The 20,462-nt window shown below is 65.3% G+C and carries 18 protein-coding genes and 4 tRNA genes; 10 read left to right on the plus strand and 12 right to left on the minus strand.

The genetic code is table 11. The features are described 5' to 3' along the window. Positions 1 to 17: 17 nt before the first annotated feature. On the plus strand, positions 18 to 764 hold the full coding sequence (gene dnaQ / locus M3I54_RS06545; RefSeq protein ID WP_254334023.1) for a DNA polymerase III subunit epsilon: 747 nt from the start codon (positions 18 to 20) through the stop codon (positions 762 to 764). 49 nt (positions 765 to 813) lie between these two features. After that, positions 814 to 888, plus strand: a tRNA-Val gene (locus M3I54_RS06550). A 262-nt stretch (positions 889 to 1,150) separates the two neighbouring features. Here M3I54_RS06550 and M3I54_RS06555 read toward each other — a convergent pair. From M3I54_RS06555 to M3I54_RS06565, 3 genes are all read right to left on the minus strand, one after another. Next, a complete protein-coding gene (locus M3I54_RS06555) occupies positions 1,151 to 1,615 on the minus strand; it encodes a DUF2214 family protein (RefSeq protein ID WP_254334024.1) in 465 nt (154 codons plus the stop codon). Between the two features lie 102 nt (positions 1,616 to 1,717). After that, positions 1,718 to 2,689 carry a hypothetical protein gene (locus tag M3I54_RS06560; RefSeq protein WP_254334025.1) on the minus strand — a complete coding sequence of 324 codons (972 nt, stop codon included), beginning with the start codon at positions 2,687 to 2,689 and terminating at the stop codon, positions 1,718 to 1,720. A 234-nt stretch (positions 2,690 to 2,923) separates the two neighbouring features. After that, a complete protein-coding gene (locus M3I54_RS06565; RefSeq protein WP_254334026.1) occupies positions 2,924 to 3,988 on the minus strand; it encodes a glycosyltransferase family 4 protein in 1,065 nt (354 codons plus the stop codon). Between the two features lie 780 nt (positions 3,989 to 4,768). Between M3I54_RS06565 and M3I54_RS06570 the strand changes: the two genes are divergently transcribed. Further along, on the plus strand, positions 4,769 to 6,604 hold the full coding sequence (locus M3I54_RS06570; protein ID WP_254334027.1) for an ABC transporter ATP-binding protein: 1,836 nt from the start codon (positions 4,769 to 4,771) through the stop codon (positions 6,602 to 6,604). 126 nt (positions 6,605 to 6,730) lie between these two features. Here the strand turns inward: M3I54_RS06570 and otsA are convergent, their stop codons facing one another. Continuing rightward, positions 6,731 to 8,161: an alpha,alpha-trehalose-phosphate synthase (UDP-forming) gene (gene otsA / locus M3I54_RS06575; protein ID WP_254334028.1), complete on the minus strand. Its 1,431-nt coding sequence runs from the start codon at positions 8,159 to 8,161 to the stop codon at positions 6,731 to 6,733. Between the two features lie 112 nt (positions 8,162 to 8,273). Beyond that, positions 8,274 to 9,026: a trehalose-phosphatase gene (otsB, locus tag M3I54_RS06580; RefSeq protein ID WP_254334029.1), complete on the minus strand. Its 753-nt coding sequence runs from the start codon at positions 9,024 to 9,026 to the stop codon at positions 8,274 to 8,276. A gap of 380 nt (positions 9,027 to 9,406) precedes the next feature. Between otsB and M3I54_RS06585 the strand changes: the two genes are divergently transcribed. From M3I54_RS06585 to M3I54_RS06595, 3 genes are all read left to right on the plus strand, one after another. Next, positions 9,407 to 9,973: an SCO family protein gene (locus tag M3I54_RS06585; protein WP_254334155.1), complete on the plus strand. Its 567-nt coding sequence runs from the start codon at positions 9,407 to 9,409 to the stop codon at positions 9,971 to 9,973. A gap of 66 nt (positions 9,974 to 10,039) precedes the next feature. Then, complete coding sequence (locus M3I54_RS06590; protein ID WP_254334031.1) at positions 10,040 to 10,507, plus strand: copper chaperone PCu(A)C; 468 nt, start codon at positions 10,040 to 10,042, stop codon at positions 10,505 to 10,507. A gap of 87 nt (positions 10,508 to 10,594) precedes the next feature. After that, positions 10,595 to 11,479 carry a cytochrome c oxidase assembly protein gene (locus M3I54_RS06595; RefSeq protein WP_254334156.1) on the plus strand — a complete coding sequence of 295 codons (885 nt, stop codon included), beginning with the start codon at positions 10,595 to 10,597 and terminating at the stop codon, positions 11,477 to 11,479. A 39-nt stretch (positions 11,480 to 11,518) separates the two neighbouring features. On the opposite strand, the gene M3I54_RS06600 is transcribed toward M3I54_RS06595, so the two are convergent. From M3I54_RS06600 to uvrC, 7 genes are all read right to left on the minus strand, one after another. After that, positions 11,519 to 12,007, minus strand: a complete 489-nt coding sequence (locus M3I54_RS06600) for a GNAT family N-acetyltransferase (protein WP_254334033.1) — start codon at positions 12,005 to 12,007, stop codon at positions 11,519 to 11,521. Between the two features lie 85 nt (positions 12,008 to 12,092). Further along, positions 12,093 to 12,365, minus strand: a complete 273-nt coding sequence (locus M3I54_RS06605) for a DUF2164 domain-containing protein (RefSeq protein ID WP_254334035.1) — start codon at positions 12,363 to 12,365, stop codon at positions 12,093 to 12,095. Between the two features lie 125 nt (positions 12,366 to 12,490). After that, positions 12,491 to 12,564 (minus strand) — tRNA-Cys (locus M3I54_RS06610). 140 nt (positions 12,565 to 12,704) lie between these two features. Beyond that, positions 12,705 to 12,780 (minus strand) — tRNA-Gly (locus tag M3I54_RS06615). 80 nt (positions 12,781 to 12,860) lie between these two features. Next, positions 12,861 to 12,936 (minus strand) — tRNA-Gly (locus M3I54_RS06620). A 177-nt stretch (positions 12,937 to 13,113) separates the two neighbouring features. Beyond that, complete coding sequence (gene pgsA, locus M3I54_RS06625; RefSeq protein WP_042261239.1) at positions 13,114 to 13,704, minus strand: CDP-diacylglycerol--glycerol-3-phosphate 3-phosphatidyltransferase; 591 nt, start codon at positions 13,702 to 13,704, stop codon at positions 13,114 to 13,116. Positions 13,705 to 13,827: 123 nt separating this feature from the next. Next, a complete protein-coding gene (uvrC, locus tag M3I54_RS06630) occupies positions 13,828 to 16,065 on the minus strand; it encodes an excinuclease ABC subunit UvrC (protein ID WP_254334037.1) in 2,238 nt (745 codons plus the stop codon). 203 nt (positions 16,066 to 16,268) lie between these two features. On the opposite strand from uvrC, the gene earP reads away from it, so the two are divergent. The 4 genes from earP to M3I54_RS06650 all read left to right on the plus strand — a co-directional run bounded on the left by earP (position 16,269) and on the right by M3I54_RS06650 (position 20,390). Then, a complete protein-coding gene (gene earP / locus M3I54_RS06635; RefSeq protein WP_254334039.1) occupies positions 16,269 to 17,453 on the plus strand; it encodes an elongation factor P maturation arginine rhamnosyltransferase EarP in 1,185 nt (394 codons plus the stop codon). Between the two features lie 169 nt (positions 17,454 to 17,622). After that, positions 17,623 to 18,180 carry an elongation factor P gene (gene efp / locus M3I54_RS06640; protein WP_028206670.1) on the plus strand — a complete coding sequence of 186 codons (558 nt, stop codon included), beginning with the start codon at positions 17,623 to 17,625 and terminating at the stop codon, positions 18,178 to 18,180. A gap of 285 nt (positions 18,181 to 18,465) precedes the next feature. Further along, entirely contained in the window at positions 18,466 to 18,675 is a 210-nt protein-coding gene (locus M3I54_RS06645) for a CsbD family protein (RefSeq protein ID WP_233882292.1), read from the plus strand. A gap of 329 nt (positions 18,676 to 19,004) precedes the next feature. Further along, positions 19,005 to 20,390, plus strand: a complete 1,386-nt coding sequence (locus M3I54_RS06650) for a sigma-54 dependent transcriptional regulator (RefSeq protein ID WP_254334040.1) — start codon at positions 19,005 to 19,007, stop codon at positions 20,388 to 20,390. The last annotated feature ends 72 nt before the right edge of the window (positions 20,391 to 20,462 follow it).

Raw genomic sequence — 20,462 nt, forward strand, 5'->3', positions numbered from 1 at the left:
TTCACGCTTTACAAGACATGCGCCAGATCATTCTCGATACTGAAACCACCGGCCTGAACGCCCGCACGGGCGACCGCATCATCGAAATCGGCTGCGTCGAGCTGGTGAATCGCCGGCTCACGGGCAACAACCTGCACTTCTATGTGAACCCGGGGCGTGACAGCGACCCGGGCGCACTCGCCGTGCACGGCCTCACGACCGAGTTCCTCTCCGACAAGCCGAAGTTCGCCGAAGTCGCGGACGAGATCCTCGACTTCATTCGCGACGCGGATATCATCATCCACAACGCGCCGTTCGACATCGGCTTTCTCGACGCCGAACTCGCGCTGCTCGACAAGCCCGGGTTCAAGGAACACTGCGGCGACGTGATCGACACGCTCGTGCAGGCCAAGCAGATCTTCCCCGGCAAGCGCAACTCGCTCGACGCCCTGTGCGATCGTTTCGGCATCAGCAATGCGCACCGCACGCTGCACGGCGCGCTGCTCGACTCGGAGCTGCTCGCCGAGGTCTACCTGGCGATGACGCGCGGCCAGGAAAGCCTCGTCATCGACATGCTGGGCGAACACGCCGCGCCCGGGGCAGCCGCCGCGCCGCGCATGCAACTCGAGTCGATCGATCTGCCGGTGATCATGGCAAGCGACGAAGAAGTCGCAGAACACAACGCCGTGCTCGATGGTCTCGACAAGGCGATCAAAGGGACGTCGGTTTGGCGCACCGAGCCGGCCCCCGCCGAAGCTAATGCGGCTGATGCGCAAAATGCTTAAAAAATGGCTTTACAAGATCGGAAACGCCCTGCATAATCTCAATTTCTTCGGGTGGTTAGCTCAGCGGTAGAGCACTGCCTTCACACGGCAGGGGTCACTGGTTCGATCCCAGTACTACCCACCAGAATTCCTGGTGTTGGTAATGACAAACACCGAAGAATAAAAGGCCTCGTTGCGAAAGCAACGAGGCCTTTTGCTTTGGGCTTCGACTTTGCGCGAAACATCCGGTCGCGTCCTTGCGTTGTGCCTGGCAGCCGAGGGCGTGGGCGACGCCGCAGTTACACTGTAAGCAATCCGAATCAAATAATCGAAGGAGATGGCAGCATGGGCAAGCTATGGCAAGGTGTGCCGCGGCGGCACGCCTGAGGAAGCGACCTGAGCGCGCCCTACTCGCCGCCGGTGTCGAGACCGACGCCGCGCGCCATGCCCGTGGCCGCGACCACCATCACGACGAGCAGCAGCGTCTGCCATCTGCCGATGCGTGCGTATTTCGGCGCGCCGGTGAGATCCGGCACGTCGCCGCGCCGCACGGCGAGGCGCCAGCGCAGCAGCGCCATCATGGGTGCGATTTCGAGCAGAAGGATCAGCACGAGCGCGCTCATCTTCACGAGAAAGAGCGGTTCGTGGAGGTAGTACGGTGCGCCCTTCTCGAAACCGCCGAACGCACGCATTGCGCCAGTCACAATCAGGACCACCGCGGAGCCGCCCCAGCCGTTGTCGGCGCTGAAGATCATCGGCAGGTCTTCGGTGGAAGTGCAGCGGCGCAGGCCGCGCGTGCGCCGCAGGATCGAAGCGAGCGCGAAGCCGAAGGCAAGCAGATGAACGGCGGCGAGCAACCAGCGTATCAGCATTGCAACTCCTTCGAGTGGACGACAGGAACGGCAAGCAATGGTAAAGCGGCTCAAGCGCGGACATGGCGCAATGCGGCCGGGCCGCAGGTCACCGACCGGGCGTCAGACCTGCTTCAGCGCGGCGTCGAGGGCGCGTGCAGCCGTGCGGTCGCCTTCGGCGGCGAGCCCCACGCGAAACACAGTCTGACGGTTGTGGCCCGCCGCAGCAGGCGAATCCCAGAGCAATTCGATCTTTGCCCGGCGCGCGGGCTTGCCCTCAGGCGCCACAGCCGACCGTGCCGATACCGGCCGTTGCGCAGCGGGCGCGCCCGGCTCAGGCGTGGCCGCAGACTGGCCGCCCCCCGGCGCCGCGGTGGAATCCGCAGAATCCGCGAAATCCGCAGCAGCAACCGGTTCGGTAACGCCAGCCGCGGACGCAGGATCGTCGGTCTGCACCGGCGCGGGCAAGAGCGCGGGTCCGGACGCAACTGCGTCGCCCTGCGGCGCACCGGAGAGCCAGCGCACCGACAACTCGCGGGCATCGTACTGGCCGACCTTGCGGCTCTCCTGCCAGACGACCGTCGTACGCGTCGCGGCATCGATCGAAACGGCGAAGCGCCCGATCGCGAAGCGCCGCGCCGCGAAGTTGCTGCGCCAGAGCGCGCGCGGCCGGCAGATCCAGACCACGGCGGCATAGAGCGCGGGCGCGGCAACGAGCCAGCCGTTGGTGTCGGCCACGGCGTGGAAGGTGCGCCGCCAGCCGGCGGTCCAGACGAACACGCCGATCGAGCCGAGCGCGAACAAAAAGCCGAGCACGCCGAAAAAGCGCAGCGCCTGGCGCAGCCACTGCGGCAGCGGGTGAAACGGCCGCTCGACACGCGCCCTGGCGCCCGGCAGCACAATCAGCAGAAACAGGAAGACGAGATTCAGGCTCGCCGCCGGCGACGACGCCATCCCCTCTAGCGCGGCGATGAAATTCATTTGCGCCATGGAGTGCAGCCAGCGCGCGAGGATCACGAGCCCGATCGCGCGCAGCGCGAAAAGCGTCCCGGCACCGGGTACGGCGGCCGTGGGCGTCGGTCGGGTTCTGGCCAAGGGTCTTCTCCTCTGTCGACCAGAGTTCGCGCTTTAAGGCGTTACTCTGGTCCCATGCAAAGCACGCTTTCGTGGGCGCCGGATTTTACGGCACGGCCATTATAGGGACATTAAGCGTGCGCCTCACTCGTCGCCGCCGCGAATGTGACAACGCCCCGGTGCACGGGCACCGGGGCGTTGGGGAAAAGCGGGCAAGCCGGGCGCGCCGAAGCGCGTCCGTTTTCAGTACGTACCTTAGCCGGCGTTGACTTCGCGCAGCACGGTGCGATGCTTCTGGCGCAGCAGTTCTTCGTACACAGCCACGTAGTTGCGTGCCATCACCTTCGACGAGAAGCGTGCCTCGAACGCGGCGCGCACCTTCTCGCGCGACAGCGTCGACAGACGCTTGACCGCCGCGGCTGCGCTGATTTCGTCTTCCACGACGAAGCCCGACACACCATTCTCGATGACTTCCGGCACCGAGCCGCGCTTGAACGCGATGACCGGCGTACCGCAGGCCATGGCTTCGATCATGACGAGGCCGAAGGGCTCCGGCCAGTCGATCGGGAACACCAGTGCATGCGCATTGCCAAGGAACTCACGCTTTTCGTGCTCGCCGATTTCGCCGATGTACTCGACATGCGGCAACGCCATCAGCGGCTTGATGACTTCTTCGTAGTAGGCGCGGTCGGCCTTGTCGATCTTGGCGGCGACCTTGAGCTTCATGCCTGCCTGGCCGGCGATGCGAATCGCGCGGTCAAGGCCCTTCTCCGGCGAGACGCGGCCGAGGAATGCGAGGTAACCGGGCTCGACGTTCGGAATCGGCGTGAGCACGTCTTCCGGCAGGCCGTGGTATACGGTCTGCTGCCAATTGGCTTGCTGCAGCGGAATGCGCTGGTTGTCCGAGATCGAAACCACCGGCACGTCGTTGAACGCGCTAAACACCGGCTGCAGTTCCGGCAGGTCCAGACGGCCGTGCATGGTCGTGACGAACGGCACCGGCTGGCGCTGGAACAGCGAGAACGGGTAGTAGTCGATGTGGAAGTGCAGCACGTCGAACTCGTCCGCGCGGCGGCGAACTTCTTCGAGCAGCAGCATGTGCGGAGCCATCACGTCGCGAATCGTGGGGTCGAGGCGCAGTGCCTGCGGCCAAAACGCTTCGAGCTTTGCCGAGGTGATCGAATCGCCGCTGGCGAACAGCGTGACATCGTGGCCCTGTTCGACCAGCGCTTCGGTCAGGTAGGAGACCACCCGTTCCGTGCCGCCGTACAGCTTGGGAGGAACCGCCTCGTGCAACGGAGCGATTTGAGCGATTCGCATAGTGGTGAACTCCTTCCTCGTAATAAATCGGGCAATAGACTGCAAATTTGACAATCGACCTATGCAGGCTGCGGCTTCCTTGTCGCCACGCGCCTTACAGGCGTTCCGTACCGCTAACCGCGCCGGACATCCGGACACAGACCCGTCGCAGTTTGTGAAGCGGCAAGAGAGCGCACACGCGGCGGTTCAGGCGGTAAACGCGCAGGGTTCGCGGCCGTTGACATAGAAGCTGTCAAATTCCCTACGCCGTCCGAGTCGGCATTATCCCGGTCCAGGGTAAATACCGGCTAAATCATTTCAAAGTCTTTACGTTGTTACAAACCGGAAACACTCCGCAACCCTTTGTTTTCCAAGAGAGTTCTAGATTGGGTACTGCGCTGCGGGAAGCAACTGCGCGCGACTGTCGCGGCACTTGTGTGCATCAGTCGATCCGCTCGTTTCCTGGTTCGCAACCGGCGGACAGCGTGTTGCGAGCGAGCACAGCGCTTTTCCGAATGCAATCCGTAATTCTATCTCTAAAACACCTATCTCTAAAACGGTCCGGGATTCCTGTTGAACCTCCGCTGCAACAACGTGCCGCCAATCTGTATCCCGCGCTATCGTGTCGCGATATGATGCGCGTCCGCCGGGCACAGGCGGTGCGCGAGGCGCATGGGGTGTTTACAATGCGGTAAGTCCGCCTTCGTTGCCGCGCGCCCGAAGCCGTTCGTCGCCTCAGCGCCAGCTATCTTTCTTTGAACTTGCACGGACGAAGTTCCGTCAGACCGACCGCCCGATCAATTGGAACATCTGACCATCGCACAGCGTAACGCCCACAACGCAAAGCTCGCGAGCTATGCGCGGCGGCCGCTCGCGTTCCTTTTCCTCTACATCAAGCGCCATCCGTTCTCCCACGCCGTCGTGCTCGCCAGCGTGTTCGCGGCCGTCGGCTGCGCGCTTGCGTCGCAGTACGCCATCAAGCATCTGATCGACGTGCTCGGAGCGGGACGCCATCATCCGGGCCCGCTGTGGACCGCGTTCGCGATCCTCGTCGGCCTGATCGCCGCCGACAACCTGCTCTGGCGGGTCGGCGGCTGGTTCGCGGCGCACACCTTCGTCACCGTGACTGGCGACTTGCGGCGCGACCTCTTCCAGTATCTGAGCGGACACTCGCCCACCTACTACGCCGAAAAGCAGCCCGGCACGCTCGCCAGCCGCATCACCGCGACGTCGAACGCCGTCTACACGGCCGAGAACACCACCGCCTGGAACGTGCTGCCGCCCTGTATCGCCGTGGCCGGCGCGATCGTCATGATCATCGCGGTCAATCCGCTCATGGCGGCGGGCCTCCTGATCTGCTCGGCGATCCTTTCGGTGATCCTCTTCAAGCTGGCCGGGCTCGGCTCGTCGCGCCACCATACCTTCGCCTCGAAAGCGGCCGCGGTGGATGGCGAGCTCGTCGACGTGATCGGGAACATGGCGCTCGTGCGTGCCTTCGGCATGACGTTCCGCGAGCAAAAGCGCTTCGGCTCGACGGTCAAGGCCGAACTCGACGCGCGCCGCTCGAGCCTGCTCTACCTCGAAAAGCTGCGTCTGCTGCACGCCGTGATCACGGCCATGCTGTCCGCCGGCCTGCTCGGCTGGGCGCTGTGGCTCTGGGATCAGGGCAAGGCGACGTCGGGCGACATCGTGCTGGTCAGCTCGCTCGGCTTCACGATCCTGCACGGCACGCGCGACCTGGCCGTGGCGCTCGTGGACGTCACCCAGCACGTGGCACGCCTCGCCGAGGCTGTGCAGACGCTGCTGGAGCCGCACGGCATGCCCGACCGCGACGACGCCAAAGAGCTCGTGGCCCAGGGCGGCCGCGTCGATTTCGAGGGCGTGACCTTCGCGTATCCGCACCGCAAGGCGATCCTCGACCATTTCGACCTGCGCATCGAGGCCGGCCAGCGCGTGGGCCTGATCGGCAAATCGGGCGCGGGCAAGACCACGGTGCTCGCGCTGCTGCAGCACTTCTACGACGCCCAGGGCGGCGCCATCAAGATCGACGGCCAGAACATCGCGCAGGTCACCCAGGACAGCCTGCGCCATGCCATCGCGCTCGTACCGCAGGACATCTCGCTCCTGCACCGCTCGATCTACGAAAACATCGCCTACGGCCGCCCCGAGGCCAGCCGCGAGGAAGTGTTCGCCGCGGCCCGCGAGGCGCGCTGCGCCGAATTCATCGAGGCGATGCCCGAGGGCTACGACACGATCGTGGGCGACCGCGGCGTGAAGCTGTCGGGCGGCCAGCGCCAGCGCATTGCGATCGCGCGCGCCATTCTCAAGAATTCGCCGATCCTGCTGCTCGACGAAGCCACATCGGCGCTCGACAGCGCGTCCGAAGAGGCCATCCAGCAGGCGCTCGACCGGCTGATGGTGGGCCGCACGGTGATCGCGATCGCGCACCGCCTCTCCACGCTCAACAACTTCGACCGCATCATCGTGATGAGTGCGGGCAAGGTGATCGACGACGGCACTCCGGAAGAGCTGCGCAACCGTCCGGGCCTCTACCGCGACCTTCTCGCCAAGCAGTACGGCAAGCAGTCCACGCTGCATCTGGGCAGCAAGAAGGCCGACGAAAAGCACGTGGCCTGACAGCGCGCAGCGGGCGCCTCGCCCGTTGCGCTTTGCCCCAGACTCCCAGACGCAAAAAAGCCGCTTCAGTGCATCGACTGAAGCGGCTTTTTTGCGCTCTCGCCCTCGTGCGCGAGGCGCGAGTGCTCAGCCCTGCGCTCGCTCGAGCGGCGGCAAGCTCACGCCTTGCCGCACGCTGACCTGGCCGAGATCGCGCATGAAGCGATCGCGCCAGACCGAGACATTGTTCTCGCGCAACTGGGCCATCATGTCCTGATAGCGCGCGAGGCGCTCGGCAAGCGGCATGGAAAGCGCGGTGCCCAGCGCGTCGGCCATGCCGTCGATATCGAGCGGATTGACGATCAGCGCGCCCGAAAGCTCCTGCGCCGCGCCGGCGAAGCACGAGAGCACGAGCACGCCCGGATCATCGGGATCCTGCGCCGACACGTATTCCTTGGCGACGAGGTTCATGCCGTCGCGCAGCGGCGTGACGTAGCCGACGTTCGACGCCCGGAACAGCGCGGCCAGCACCGCCCGTTCGTACTGGCGGTGGATGTACCAGATCGGCGTCCAGTCGAGTTCCGCGTAACGGCCGTTGATGCGCCCCGACTCCGCCTCGAGGCGCAGCCGGATGTCCTGATAGGCATGCAGGTCGGCGCGCGTGGGCGGCGCGATCTGCACGAACGAGACCTTGTTGCGCTGCGCCGGCGCGTGGTCGAGCAGGCGCTCGAAGGCGCGAAAGCGCTCCACGAGCCCCTTCGAGTAGTCGAGGCGGTCCACGCTCATGATGACCTTGCGCCCGTGCAGCGTGGACTTGAGCGTGCGCACCGGCTTGCCGCGCTCGCCGGCCCTCGCGAGCTCCGCGATCTCATCGGGATAGACGCCGATCGGGTAATCGCCCGCGCAGAGCGTCTGCCCGAACGCTTCGATGCGCGTGAGGCCGTCCGGCTGCATCGCAGTCGTGCCCCCCGCCTCGTTCACGATGTAGTCGCAGAAAGCGCGCAGATCGGGCTTGGTCTGGAAGCCGAGCAGGTCGAACGCGCACAGCGCCTGAACCAGCTCGCGATGCGGCGGCACCGCCAGCAGCACCTGCGAGGCCGGAAACGGAATGTGCAGGAAGAAGCCGATACGGTTCTTCACACCCGCCGCGCGCAACGCCTGGGCGAACGGAATGAGGTGATAGTCGTGGACCCAGATCACGTCGTCTTCGCGCAGCAACGGCACGAGCTGTTGCGCGAGCCACGCGTTCACGCGGCTATAGCCCTCGTACTCGTGGCGGTCGTACTGGACGAGATCGGCGCGGTAATGGAACGCGGGCCAGAGCGTCGCATTCGAGAAACCGCGGTAGTACTGGTCGTAGTCGCGCCGCAACAGGCCGATGGTGGCGAAGGTCACCGGCCCGCGCTCTTCGAGCGCGATCTGCGGCTGGCCGGAGGCGAGCACGTCCCCGCTCCAGCCGAACCACATGCCACCGGTTTCCTTGAGCGCGTCATACACGCCCACCGCGAGGCCGCCCGCGGCCGGACCGCCTTCGGAAATCGGCGCGACGCGGTTCGACACGATGATCAATCGGCTCATGAGAGGTGGGGTCCGTGCAGGAAATCGGGAAGACGTGGCGCCCGCGAGGCCGCGCCCCGCCTCGGGCAACTCAGGCAATCTACGTGGGGAATGAAGCGAGGCATGCGCGCGGTCACCGGGCGCCCGGCATGCCCGCGACGAGCGATGCGAGCCAGCCAATGAGCGCGTCGACCGAGTCGACACGCGTCTGCGCGATGGTGTCGCCGCCGCCGACCTTGATCGACAGCCCGCCCAGCGCGTTGACGACGGCGAAGCCCTTCTCGTCGGTCAGGTCGTCGCCGGCGAACACCGGGCCGCGGCCCGCGAACGGCGGCTCGTCGAGAAACGCGCGCAGCGCGCGGCCCTTGTCGACGTCCTTCGGCTTGATTTCGTAGACCATCTTGCCGGGTTGCAGCACGTAGGCGTCGGCGTAATCGGCGGCGAGGCGCTCGGTCGCGGCGCGCGCGGTGCCCTCATGCTCCGGGGCGTTGCGGTAGTGCAGCGCGAGCGACGCGCCCTTGATCTCGAGCAGCATGCCCGCATGCGTACGCACCACCTCCGCGAGCACCTGCTCCATGTGCAGCAAGCGCTGATCGTTGAAGCCGACACGCTGCGTGTCACCGTTGGCGTCGCGCCGCTCGGCGCCGTGCAGGCCCGCCACGGGCAGATCGGGCATGCCGAGAAAACCGTCGATGCTCTCGATGCCGCGCCCGGAGACGATCGCCACCGCGCCGTGCGTCGCGCGGCGCAACTCGCGCAGCAGCGCGAGCATGTCCGGACGGACGAGCACGCCATCGGGCGTGGGCGCGAGATCGACGAGCGTGCCGTCGAAATCGAAGAAAAATGCCGTCTGTTCAGGCGGCAGGACTGCCGGAAGTGCTTGCATTGCGTTCTTTTCACCCATCGGCCTGCTGGCCGGGTATGGCCCCGGGCTGCGCCCAGGGAAAGTGTGCGAATCTTACCGCGCCTTGGATCGATTATCGAGAAAGTAAGGGGCTGACCGGCTGCGCAGGCATCCGCGGACCCGAATCCATGATGCGGCATATCGACGCGAGCGATCCGCACGACCGGGGCGCTCGCGACCGTGCGGACCCAATTTTGCTACAGTCGCAGCGACAAGCCGAGCCCGGTAGTCTGAGCGAGCGCGGCCAACCTAATCCAATCGAGTCGCCGAGATTGCCTTTGTTCCCCACCTTCGAGCCCACGCAGCGCACGTTCCGCAGCCGCCTCCACAGCGGCATGCGCAGCCTGCGGCACTCGGCGGTGATGGCTGGCGCGGCGCTGCTCGTGGCGTGCTCGCACCCGGGCGAGCCGTGGCAGCTCACGAACGTCAGCGGCCATCTGCCCGACCTCGACTTCGTGCTCACGGCCGACAACGGCCAGAGCGTGACGGGCGCCAGTTTTCGCGGACGCACGACGCTCGTCTACTTCGGCTACACGCATTGCCCGGACGTCTGTCCGGAAACCATGGCGCGCCTGATGCAGGTTATAGCGAAGCTCGGCCCCGATGCCGGCAAAGTGCGGATACTCTTCATCAGCGTCGATCCGGGGCGCGACACGCCGCAGGCACTACACGCCTACGTCGGCGCGTTCGACGCCCAGCATGCGCGCGGCCTGACCGGCACCGACGCCCAAGTCGAGTCGCTCGCGCGGCGTTACCGCGTGGCCTACCAGATGGAAAAGCGCGACCCCGACGGCAGCTACGAAGTCACGCACAGCTCGGCCGTCTATGTGTTCGACGCGCAAGGCCATGCGCGCCTGCTCGCTACCGACCACGACACGCCGGACGCGATCGCGCATGACCTGCGCCGCGTCATAAACGACACGGCGTGAACGCACGCCGCCTCGCCGGTCCAATCATCGGGTTTTGATGCAACAGCAACCGCAACAGGAAACGTTATGACGAAGAACCTCAAGTCACTCACCGTCTCGCTCGGCTGCGCGCTGAGCACCTTCGGTGCGCTCGTCGCCTTCGCGCCCGCCGCACACGCCGCCGCTGGCGCACTGAGCGCGCAGGACGCATGGGTGCGCTGGCTGCCCAACGACCTCCCGGCCGCGGGCTACGTGACGCTCAAGAACGATGGCGACCAGCCGGTCGACCTCGTGGGTGTATCGAGCGACGCTTACGGCATGGTCATGCTGCATCAGACGGTCTCGAATGGCTCGACGCAGAAGATGGTCATGGTGCATAAGGCGACGGTGCCCGCACACGGCACGCTCGCGATCGCGCCGGGCGGCTACCACCTGATGCTGGAGAAGGCGAAGCACAAGGTCGCGCCCGGCGACACGGTGAACGTGAAGCTGCAGTTCTCGGACGGCGAAACGCTCGACACGCCGTTCGCAGTCAAGCCGCCCTCGGGACAGTAAGGCCGCAGCAATACCACCGCGCGCACCCAAGATTGGTTGCGCGCGCAAGCATATTGAATCCGCGATGAGGCCGCCGCCATGCTCGCGATGACCCTGCTCTACTGGCTCCAGCCCTGGGAGCCCTCGCCGACCGTAGTGATCTGCACCCTGCTCGCGGCGGTGCTGTTCGTGCGCGGCAGGCGGCACGCGCGGGTGTCGCTCGCACGCCAGATCTCGTTCTGGTTCGGGCTTGGCGCGCTCTACGTCGTGCTGCATACGCGTCTCGACTACTACTTCGAGCACGAGTTCTTCATGCATCGCGCGCAGCACCTTGTGCTGCACCATCTGGGGCCGTTCTTCATCGCGCTCGCCTACCCGGGCGCGGCGCTGCGCGCGGGCATTCCGTTCAAGTGGCGGCAGCGCTTCGTGCGCCCCGCGCTCGCCGCGCGGCCCGTGCGCGTGGCGCTCGACATCGTCATGCATCCCGTCGTCGCGGTTGGGCTCTTCGTCGGGCTCATCTACTTCTGGCTCTTTTCGCCGATCCACTTCATCGCGATGCTCGACTGGCGTCTCTACCGCGTCATGAACTGGAGCATGGTGATCGACGGGCTGTTGTTCTGGTGGCTCGTGCTCGACTCGCGCCCCGCGCCGCCCGCGCGCCTCTCGCCGGGCAAGCGTGTGCTCGTCGTGATCGCGGCGATTCCACCGCAGATCGTGCTCGGCGCGTTCATCTTCTTCACGCCGCGCGAGCTCTACCCGGTTTATTCGATCTGCGGCCGCGCGTTCACCTGGCTCTCGCCCATGCGCGACCAGCAGATCGGCGGGCTGCTGCTGTGGATTCCGGGGTCGATGATGAGCGTGATCGGCGCGCTGGTCGCGCTGCGCCACTGGATGCGGCTGTCCGCGCGCGGACGTTTGCAGCGGGAGCGGCGCTCCGGCATGCGTCCGGTGGACAGTGAGCGCGAAGAGGAAGGGCGCACCCTACGTACGTAAAGCACTCGCGTTCCGGCGCAACATGCGACAAACGTCAAATCAAGCCGAACGCATCCACACGTGCGGAATGCCATCCTCGTCGTGAATCTCGCCGACGGGTGAGAAGCCGTACGCGCCGTAGAACTTCTGCAGATGCGCCTGGGCATGCAGACGCATCGCGACGTCCGGCCATTGGCGGTCGATCTGCACGATGGCGCGTTCGAGCAGCGCGTTGCCGAGCTTGATGCCGCGGTGGTTTTGCGACGTCACCACGCGGCCGATGCGCACGTCGACATCCTGCGCGTCGGGCAGCAGCACGCGCAAATAGCCCGCAAGCTCTCGCACGCCGCCCTGCTCGCTCCATGCGAATAGATGCCACGCGCCGAAGTCGAGACCGTCGATATCGCCATATACGCAGTTCTGCTCGACGACGAACGCGTCGGAGCGCAGCTTGAGCATGGCGTAGACTTCGCGCGCGTCGAGCGCATCAAAGGCTTTCCATTGCCAGTCGAATTGGGGCAGCGGCAAGGCGGTGGACTGCACGGTCATGGTCGGTGATTTCCATCAAAACATCGTGAATGACCACGATTATGCCGCGCGCCGCGCGCGTCACAAACCCGCCACTGCGCAGCGCTCACTTACGCCGGCGCGGTTGCTCGTATTTGCGCCAGTACTGGAAGGGCTCCTCGTGCAGATCGATGTCGAGATCGACGATGCGCGCCTGCATGCTCTCCTGCGCGTCGGCAACGGCCTTGTTGTAGACCGCCGGCGCGATCTCTTCGAGAAAGAAGCCCAGCAGCGCGCCCGCCGCGACGTTGCCGATCGGCTCTTCCATGTTGGCGTCGAAATAGCGCTGGATGGAGGCGATCGCTTGGGTGCGCGCGTCTTCGGGGAGTTCGATGGACATGTCGGGAAACCGGAGAGGAAGGGTCCCGGCTATTTTGCGCCACATGCTTTAGCGCTTCGCTAAAAAGCGCAGCTAAGCGGGCGCAAAAAACAAAAGCCACCCGAAGGTGGCTTTTGTTTTGCATCTGGAGGCGCGAGCCGGAGTCGAACCGGCCTACACGGCTTTGCAGGCCGCTGCATAACCGCTTTGCTATCGCGCCAGAAGCGGACTGACCGGAATGAGGCAAACAGAAGGCAGACTGCGTGCGCCCACAACGACCGGACAGATTTGTTTGAGGCTTGATACGCTGTGATCAAAGCCTGCCAAACAAAAAGGGAAGCGCTGCTTCCCATTGGCATTTGGAGCGGGAGACGAGTCTCGAACTCGCGACCTCAACCTTGGCAAGGTTGCGCTCTACCAACTGAGCTACTCCCGCAAATGTCCTGCTTTACTGCGACTTTTACTGCTTCGGCGCCGCGTTTTTCCCTACCGCAAAAAACGCGTCACCGTAAATTCTGGAGCGGGAGACGAGGCTCGAACTCGCGACCTCAACCTTGGCAAGGTTGCGCTCTACCAACTGAGCTACTCCCGCATATTTGCTTCAGACTTTGCTTAACTACCGCTTATCTTCCGCGATCTCCACCGCATCTGCTTGCTTGCTACTTCGTCGTGCAGCGGAGAAGAGAGATTATGTATAACCCGCAGAATCGTGTCAACCCCTTCGCGTGATCTTTTTGGAAAAAGACACAAGGGATTCACAGCAAAGCGCTCACAAACTCCCCCTTTCGCGGATCTGGGGCCACGCTAGCTTCATGTAGTAGAGCATCGACCAGATCGTGAGGAACGCCGCCACGTAGATGAGCCACGCGCCCCACACGCGCGAATCGAACAGTGTCACGCCGCCGAGCGTGAGCGGCGCGTAGAACAACAGCATGGGAATCGCGACCATCTGGCACGCGGTCTTGAACTTGCCGAGCGAATTCACGGCCACGCTCTTCGACGCGCCGATCTGCGCCATCCACTCGCGCAGCGCCGAGATCGCGATCTCGCGTCCGACGATCACGAGCGCGATCACGGCGTCGAGCCGCTGCAGATGCACAAGCACGAGCAGCGCCGCGGTCACCATGAGCTTGTCCGCGACCGGATCGAGAAATGCGCCGAACGAGGAGGTCTGATTCCACTTGCGCGCGAGAAAACCGTCGAACCAGTCGGTGAGCGCCGCCAGCACGAAGAGCAGCATCGCCAACACGTTCTGCTGCATCGGGGAAAGCATCGTCTGCGGCAGATAGAACACGCCAACCACGAGCGGAATCGCCAGGATCCGCAGCCAGGTCAGGAGAATCGGAATATTGAACGGCATCGGCTGGCGCTATCTGTCGGGGGAGATGCAATTATGGGAGATGCAATTGTGCCGCGTCGCCGCACGTGCCACAAGCAACCGTAAGGAAAGGCCAGGCCGGACCTGGCCAACGAAGCCACCGCGTCAGTGAAGCTGCTGGTAGATCTGCTCGGCGAGCGAGCGCGAGATGCCCTCCACGCTCGCCAGGTCCTCCACACTCGCCGCCATCACGCCGCGCAGGCCGCCAAAGCGCGCGAGCAGGCGCTGGCGACGCTTCGCCCCCACGCCCTCCAGTTCTTCGAGACGCGAAGTCTGGCGCGTTTTGCCGCGCTTCGCGCGCATGCCCGTAATGGCGAAGCGGTGCGCCTCGTCGCGGATCTGCGCCACGAGCATGAGCGCAGCGCTCTCCTTGCCGAGTTCGAGCGGCGCGCGGCCATCGGCGAACACGAGCGTTTCGAGGCCGACCTTGCGGCCCTCGCCCTTCGCCACGCCCACCAGCATCGCCGGATCGAGACCCAGTTCGGTGAACACCTGGCGCGCGATCTCGACCTGCCCCTTGCCGCCGTCGATCAGCACGATGTTGGGCAGCGTGCCGCCGGGCGGCGGGGCTTCGACTGCCTCGCTGGCCTCCACGGCTTCCGACGCGGCATCCGGGTCGGCGGGATCGGCTGCCGGTACGGGCGGCGGCATGGGCGGTTGAGATCCGTCGGCTTCGGCGCGCGCCGCTTGCGCGACCATCTTCTCGTAGCGCCGCGTGAGCACCTGGCGCATGGCGGCGTAGTCGTCGCCGGGCGTGATGCCGGTGATGTTGTAGCGCCGGTATTCAGCCGACTGCATCTTGTGATGGTGATAGACCACGCATGAGGCCTGCGTCGCCTCGCCCATCGTGTGGCTGATGTCGAAGCACTCGATGCGCAGATGCGCGAGATCGTCCAGTTCGAGCCCGAGCAGTTGCGCGAGCGTGCGCGTGCGGGCCTGCTGCGATCCCTGCTCGGAGAGCAGGCGCGCGAGCGCGAGCCGCGCGTTCTGTTCGGCCATCGCGAGCCATGCGCGCTTCTGACCTTGCGGCTGGCGCAGCACCGTGACCTTGTGCCCTGCCTGCTCGCTGAGTACGTCCACGAGTTCGCGGTTCGCGGGCGGATGGCTCAACACCAGCACGGGCGGCACGCGGTTGCCGAAGTAGTGCTGCGCGATAAAGGCGTCGAGCACTTCGGATTCGATGCCGATCTCGCGCTTCTTGCGCGAATCCGCTTGCGACTCGAGCGCGGGCGTAGCAGGTTCGGCATCGCTTGCCACGTCGTCGTCGTCGTCGCCGGCAAGCTCGGCCGCGATGGCGAGCGGATCCGCTTCAAGCGCCGCATCGTCTTGTGCGTCGGCCGCTTGCGCTTCCTCGACGTAATCCTCCACCGTCTTGCGCGCGAGCGTTGGCAGCGACTTCAGCGCGCTCGCCGCGACCACGGTCTCGCTGTCGATTTCCTCCGCGACGCCGCCCTCCTCGTCGGTCAGCGCGCGCTCCACGTGTGCGGGGAAATAAGCCTTGTCGCCCAGATGCCGGCCGCCGCGCACCATCGCGAGATTCACGCAAACGCGCCCGCCCAGCGCCACCACGGCAAGAATATCGACGTCGCTCTCGCTGCCCGTTTCGATGGCCTGCTGGTGCAACACCGTCGAAAGCGAACTCATCTGGTTGCGCACGGACGCCGCCTGCTCGAACTTCAGTTCGGAGGCGAACGCATGCATCTTCGTCTCCAGCTCCTTCATCACCTCGTTCTGACGGCCCAGCAAAAAACGCGATGCGTTGTTCACGTCGCGCGCGTAATCCTCTTCGCTGATCGCACTCACGCAAGGCGCCGTGCAGCGCCCGATCTGATGCAGGAGGCAAGGCCGCGTGCGGTTGTTGAACACCGAGTCCTCGCAGGTGCGCAACTGGAATACGCGCTGCAGGATCTGGATGCTCTCGCGCACCGCCGAGGCGCTCGGAAACGGCCCGAAGTACTGGTTGTTGCGATCCACCGCGCCGCGGTAGTACGCCATGCGCGGGAACTTGTGCCCGGTGATCTTGAGAAACGGATACGACTTGTCGTCGCGAAAAAGGATGTTGTAGCGCGGCGTGAGCGCCTTGATGAGATTGTTCTCAAGCAGCAGCGCCTCGGCCTCGGAACGCGTGACCGTGGTTTCGATGCGCGCGATACGCGTGACCATCATCGCGATGCGCGGCGAAAGCTGCGTCTTGGTGAAGTAGCTCGACACGCGCTTTTTCAGGTCGCGCGCCTTGCCCACGTAGAGGACCGCACCTTGCGCATCGTAGTAGCGATACACGCCCGGCAGATGCGGCAGCTGCGCGAGCGCCTTTTTTGGGTCGAAAACGTCGGTGTCGGTCATCCAGTTTCGGGGGACGGGCGGTGCGTCGAGAAAGGTGAGACGTTGCAGAGCGCGCCGCCTTCGCGACGCGTTCATGGCTGTGTCCTAGAATCGCAAGTTTAGATCATTCCATGCCGCACGGAACCTGCGCCAAACTTGCCAGCCGGGCGTTCTGCGCCCGCTTTCGGCATGGCGGTCATGATTCTCCGCGTCGCACGCTACCCATGACAGAAGCCCACACTCCCGCCGCCGCCAGCGATAGCGCCGTTGCCTGCGATCTCTTTTGCGCCGTCGTCGACAATTTCGGCGACATCGGCGTGTGCTGGCGGCTCGCGCGCCAGCTCGCACACGAGTACGGCTGGCAGGTGCGCCTGTTCGTCGACGACTTGCACGCGTTCCAGAAGCTCTGCCCCGCGCTCGCCCCGGGCCGCGCCAGGCAAGCGGTCGAAGGCGTACTCGTCGAGCACTGGCACGAGCCCGAGCATGCGGGCGACACGCTGCAGATCGCCGATGTCGTCATCGAGGCGTTCGCGTGCGAGCTGCCGGGCGTCTATGTCGCGGCGATGGCCGAGCGCGCGCGCAAGCCCGTCTGGCTCAATCTCGAATATCTGAGCGCCGAAGACTGGGTGGCCGATTTTCATCTGCGGCCCTCGCCGCACCCGCGCTACGCGCTCGCCAAACACTTCTTCTTTCCCGGCCTCGGTCCGGGCACGGGCGGCGTGCTCAAGGAGCGCACGCTCGATGCCGCTCGCGCGGCCTTCGAGCGCTCACACGACGCCCGCTCCGCATGGTGGCAGCGCGCCACGGGCGGCCCGCCCCCCGGGCCGGAAGCCACCGTAATCTCGCTTTTCGCCTACGAGAACCCCGCCGTCGACCCTCTGCTGGAGCAATGGCGCGACGGCGCGAAGCCGGTGGTCCTGCTCGTGCCCCAGGGCCGCATCTCTGGCGCGCTCGCGCGCTTTCTCGGGGAGCCGGCATTCGGCGCGGGCTCGCAGGCCACGCGCGGCGCGCTGCGCGCGCACGCGCTTGCGTTCACCGAGCAGCGCGGTTACGACCCTCTGCTCTGGGCGAGCGATCTCAACTTCGTGCGCGGCGAGGACTCGTTCGTGCGCGCGCAATGGGCCGCGCGACCGTTCGTGTGGCACATCTACCCGCAAGCCGACGACGCCCATCTGCCGAAGCTCGACGCCGCGCTCGCGCACTACGGCCGCACGCTGCCAGAGGTGCCGCGCGCCGCGCTCGAACGCTTCTGGCATGCGTGGAATGGCCGCGGCACGCCGGACTGGGCCGATTTTGCGCAGCATTTGCCCGTCTACGCGGCGCGTGCAAACGCCTGGGCCGCCGAGCTCGGGCAGGTTGGCGATCTCGCCGGAAATCTCGCCGAATTCGCAAAAAGTCAGTTAAAATAAGCGGTTATCCGACGGCAGCCGTCTCAAGCGCTTCGAGTTTCGCGCCCTCATCGTGCATGCATGAAAGAGGGTCGCAGCAACTACCCAGCAGCATCAACCGAATCCGCTTGCGACGTTTGCCGTCGAGCACACTCGAAGCTACTCATTCTGGACAGGACAGTTTTTTACTATGAAGACCGCACAGGAACTCCGCGTCGGCAACGTCGTGATGATCGGTAACGACGCAATGGTCGTGCAGAAGGCCGAATACAACAAGTCGGGCCGCAACTCCGCCGTCGTGAAGATGAAGTTCAAGAACCTGCTGACCGGCGCGGGCATGGAAACCGTGTACAAGGCGGACGACAAGTTCGACGTCGTCGTGCTGGATCGCAAGGAAGTGACGTATTCGTACTTCGCCGACCCGATGTATGTGTTCATGGACGCCGACTACAACCAGTTCGAAGTCGAAGGCGAGATGATGGGCGACGCCCTGAACTACCTCGAAGACGGCATGGGCTGCGAAGTGGTGTTCTACAACGAGAAGGCGATCTCGGTCGAACTGCCGACCGTGCTGGTGCGCGAGATCATCTACACGGAACCGGCCGTCAAGGGCGACACGTCGTCGGGCAAGGTCCTGAAGACCGCCAAGCTGAACACCGGGTTCGAGCTGCAAGTGCCGCTCTTCTGCAACATCGGCGACAAGATCGAAATCGACACGCGTACGAACGAGTACCGCAGCCGCGCCTAAAGGCAGCGTCAGGCCAAAAAGGCGCTCGCCCGCTGCCCCGGCGGCAAAAGGCGGACACCGCGATGAAAGCGCCCCCTCGGGGCGCTTTTTCTTTTTTTGCCGAACGTGTATGTTTGAGAGTGCTACGGAAAACCTTACCGGTTATGCGCGACGGATTGCGTGCTTGCCATATTGCGCGCGCGAGCGCGGCGCGAACCGGTCAGAGTGACTCCCGCGGCACGGTTTCTGCTGTGAGGTTAGAGAAGCATGTGTTGCACGCTCTTTACCCTTATCAGGAGAAACACGATGAACAACGACATTGCCGAAGGCAAGTGGAAGCAGTTGATCGGCAAGGCCAAAGCGGCATGGGGCGAGTTGACGGACGACGAACTCGCCAAGGCCGAAGGCCATGCGGATCGGCTCGCCGGGCTTATCCAGGAACGTTACGGCAAGACGCGTGACGAGGCAGAACTGGAAGTGCGCCGCTGGTTCGACGCGCACCGGCCGCGCGACTGACGCACCGTCCACGGCATGGCCGGTGCGCTCGTCGCCCACTTGCAGGCAAACAGGGGGTTGCACGCAAGCCCGAAGCGCCTGGCGCTTCGGGTTTGCGCCGCTGCCCGGCCGCCTCGCTGCCGGGCAACGCCGTCGCGCCCCGCTCTGGCGCAGCACAACTGGGAGAACCGGAACTGAACACCCTGCTACGAGACATCTCCGTGATCTCGGTGAAATCTTTCGCATCGTGCCGCGCTGCCGCGCGCCGCGCGGCTGCCTGCCGGGGCGCACGCGCTACCCCGCGCGCGCCGCGCCGGCGCGACTGCGCTCATCCGTAAGCCGCTACCGCCATGCCACACGCCCTGATTGTCGAAGACGATCCCAATAGCCTGTCAGGTCTCTCTGCGATCCTGTCGGCCGACGGGTTCTCCGTCGACACCGCTGCCACACTCGCCGAAGCGCGCGCCGCACTTGCGCGCTTCATCCCCGACGTCGTAATCGTCGACCTGAACCTGCCCGATGGCGGCGGCCTCGAGTTGCTGCCGCATTTGCCCGCGCAGCCGCCAGGCGGCGCGCTGCCCGTGATCGTGATGACCGGCAACGCCACGGTCGAAAGCGCGATCGAAGGCCTGCGCCACGGCATCTGGGACTATCTGCTCAAGCCGGTCAACATTCCGCGCCTGCGCAGCCTGCTCGCGCGCATTCCACGTCCCTACGAGCTGACCGAGGAAGTCCGCGCGCTGCGCGCCACGCTGCGCCAGATGGGCCACTTCGGACCGATGCTCGGGCGCAGCAGCGCGATCCAGCATGTCTACGACACGCTCGAACAGCTCGCGCCCACCGAAGCGGCGCTGCTCGTGCACGGCGAAGCGGGCACGGGCAAGGAAGTCGCCGCCCGCACGCTGCACCAGCTGAGCCGCCGCCGCAAGGGGCCGTTCATCGTGTGCGACGCGCGCTCGCTCGTGGCAGAGGCGGCCGCGGGCCGGCCGCTTGCGAGCGTGCTGTTCGGGCACGAGCGCGGCGCGTTCACCGGCGCGGAACAGCGCGAGCCGGGTCTCGTCGATCAGGCGGGCGGCGGCACGCTCTTCATCGACGAACTGACCGACCTGCCGCGCGAGCAGCAGGAAACGCTGCTGCGCGCACTCGATTCGCAGACCTTCATGCGCGTGGGCGGCAACAGCGAGGTGGGCACCGATTTCCGCCTGATCGCGGCAACCCGTGCGATACCGCGTGAAGCCGTCCAGCAGGGCGCGCTGCACGACGATCTGTGGCTGCGCCTCGATGCCGCGGCGATCCAGCTGCCGCCGCTGCGAGAACGCGATGACGACGCCGCCCTGCTCGCGCTCGCGTGCATCGACGAACTCAATCAGGAAGCCCAGGCGCACGGTCTGGCGGGCGCGACGCGGCTGGTCGCGCCCTCGTTCGTCCGCGAGTGCCTCGCGTATGACTGGCCGGGCAATGTCCGCGAACTGCACGAACGCGTGAGGCGCGCGTGGCACGCCTCGGGGGAGGTGCTGGAAACGTTGCAGGCCGAGGAAAGCAGCGGCGCGGGCCCGCGCGAGATGAACGGTGGCCGCGTGCAGGTCACCGTGGGCACGCCGCTCGCCGACGTGGAGGAAATGCTGATCCGCGCGACGCTCGACGCCGTGGGCGGCACGCGGCACCGTGCCGCATCGCTGCTCGGCATCAGCCCCAAGACGCTCTACAACAAGCTGCAGCGCATGCGGCTGAACTGAGTCGGCAAAGCGCACGCACCTTGTAAAAAGGCTGCCCTTCGTTTCCGAAGGACAGCCTTTTTTCATTCCACC

Source organism: Paraburkholderia sp. CNPSo 3274 (assembly GCF_024206475.1).
In the GTDB taxonomy this organism is placed as follows: domain Bacteria; phylum Pseudomonadota; class Gammaproteobacteria; order Burkholderiales; family Burkholderiaceae; genus Paraburkholderia.

What these genes read in the sequence shown, in the direction of transcription:
- pgsA (WP_042261239.1), bottom strand. Translation starts at nt 13,704, where the DNA reads ATGCCGTTCAATATTCCGATTCTCCTGACCTGGCTGCGGATCCTGGCG.
- M3I54_RS06650 (WP_254334040.1), top strand. Translation starts at nt 19,005, where the DNA reads ATGCCACACGCCCTGATTGTCGAAGACGATCCCAATAGCCTGTCAGGT.
- otsA (WP_254334028.1), bottom strand. Translation starts at nt 8,161, where the DNA reads ATGAGCCGATTGATCATCGTGTCGAACCGCGTCGCGCCGATTTCCGAA.
- M3I54_RS06590 (WP_254334031.1), top strand. Translation starts at nt 10,040, where the DNA reads ATGACGAAGAACCTCAAGTCACTCACCGTCTCGCTCGGCTGCGCGCTG.
- M3I54_RS06645 (WP_233882292.1), top strand. Translation starts at nt 18,466, where the DNA reads ATGAACAACGACATTGCCGAAGGCAAGTGGAAGCAGTTGATCGGCAAG.
- efp (WP_028206670.1), top strand. Translation starts at nt 17,623, where the DNA reads ATGAAGACCGCACAGGAACTCCGCGTCGGCAACGTCGTGATGATCGGT.
- M3I54_RS06585 (WP_254334155.1), top strand. Translation starts at nt 9,407, where the DNA reads ATGGCTGGCGCGGCGCTGCTCGTGGCGTGCTCGCACCCGGGCGAGCCG.
- M3I54_RS06600 (WP_254334033.1), bottom strand. Translation starts at nt 12,007, where the DNA reads ATGACCGTGCAGTCCACCGCCTTGCCGCTGCCCCAATTCGACTGGCAA.
- otsB (WP_254334029.1), bottom strand. Translation starts at nt 9,026, where the DNA reads ATGCAAGCACTTCCGGCAGTCCTGCCGCCTGAACAGACGGCATTTTTC.
- M3I54_RS06595 (WP_254334156.1), top strand. Translation starts at nt 10,595, where the DNA reads ATGACCCTGCTCTACTGGCTCCAGCCCTGGGAGCCCTCGCCGACCGTA.
- M3I54_RS06605 (WP_254334035.1), bottom strand. Translation starts at nt 12,365, where the DNA reads ATGTCCATCGAACTCCCCGAAGACGCGCGCACCCAAGCGATCGCCTCC.
- M3I54_RS06565 (WP_254334026.1), bottom strand. Translation starts at nt 3,988, where the DNA reads ATGCGAATCGCTCAAATCGCTCCGTTGCACGAGGCGGTTCCTCCCAAG.
- M3I54_RS06555 (WP_254334024.1), bottom strand. Translation starts at nt 1,615, where the DNA reads ATGCTGATACGCTGGTTGCTCGCCGCCGTTCATCTGCTTGCCTTCGGC.
- uvrC (WP_254334037.1), bottom strand. Translation starts at nt 16,065, where the DNA reads ATGACCGACACCGACGTTTTCGACCCAAAAAAGGCGCTCGCGCAGCTG.
- earP (WP_254334039.1), top strand. Translation starts at nt 16,269, where the DNA reads ATGACAGAAGCCCACACTCCCGCCGCCGCCAGCGATAGCGCCGTTGCC.
- dnaQ (WP_254334023.1), top strand. Translation starts at nt 18, where the DNA reads ATGCGCCAGATCATTCTCGATACTGAAACCACCGGCCTGAACGCCCGC.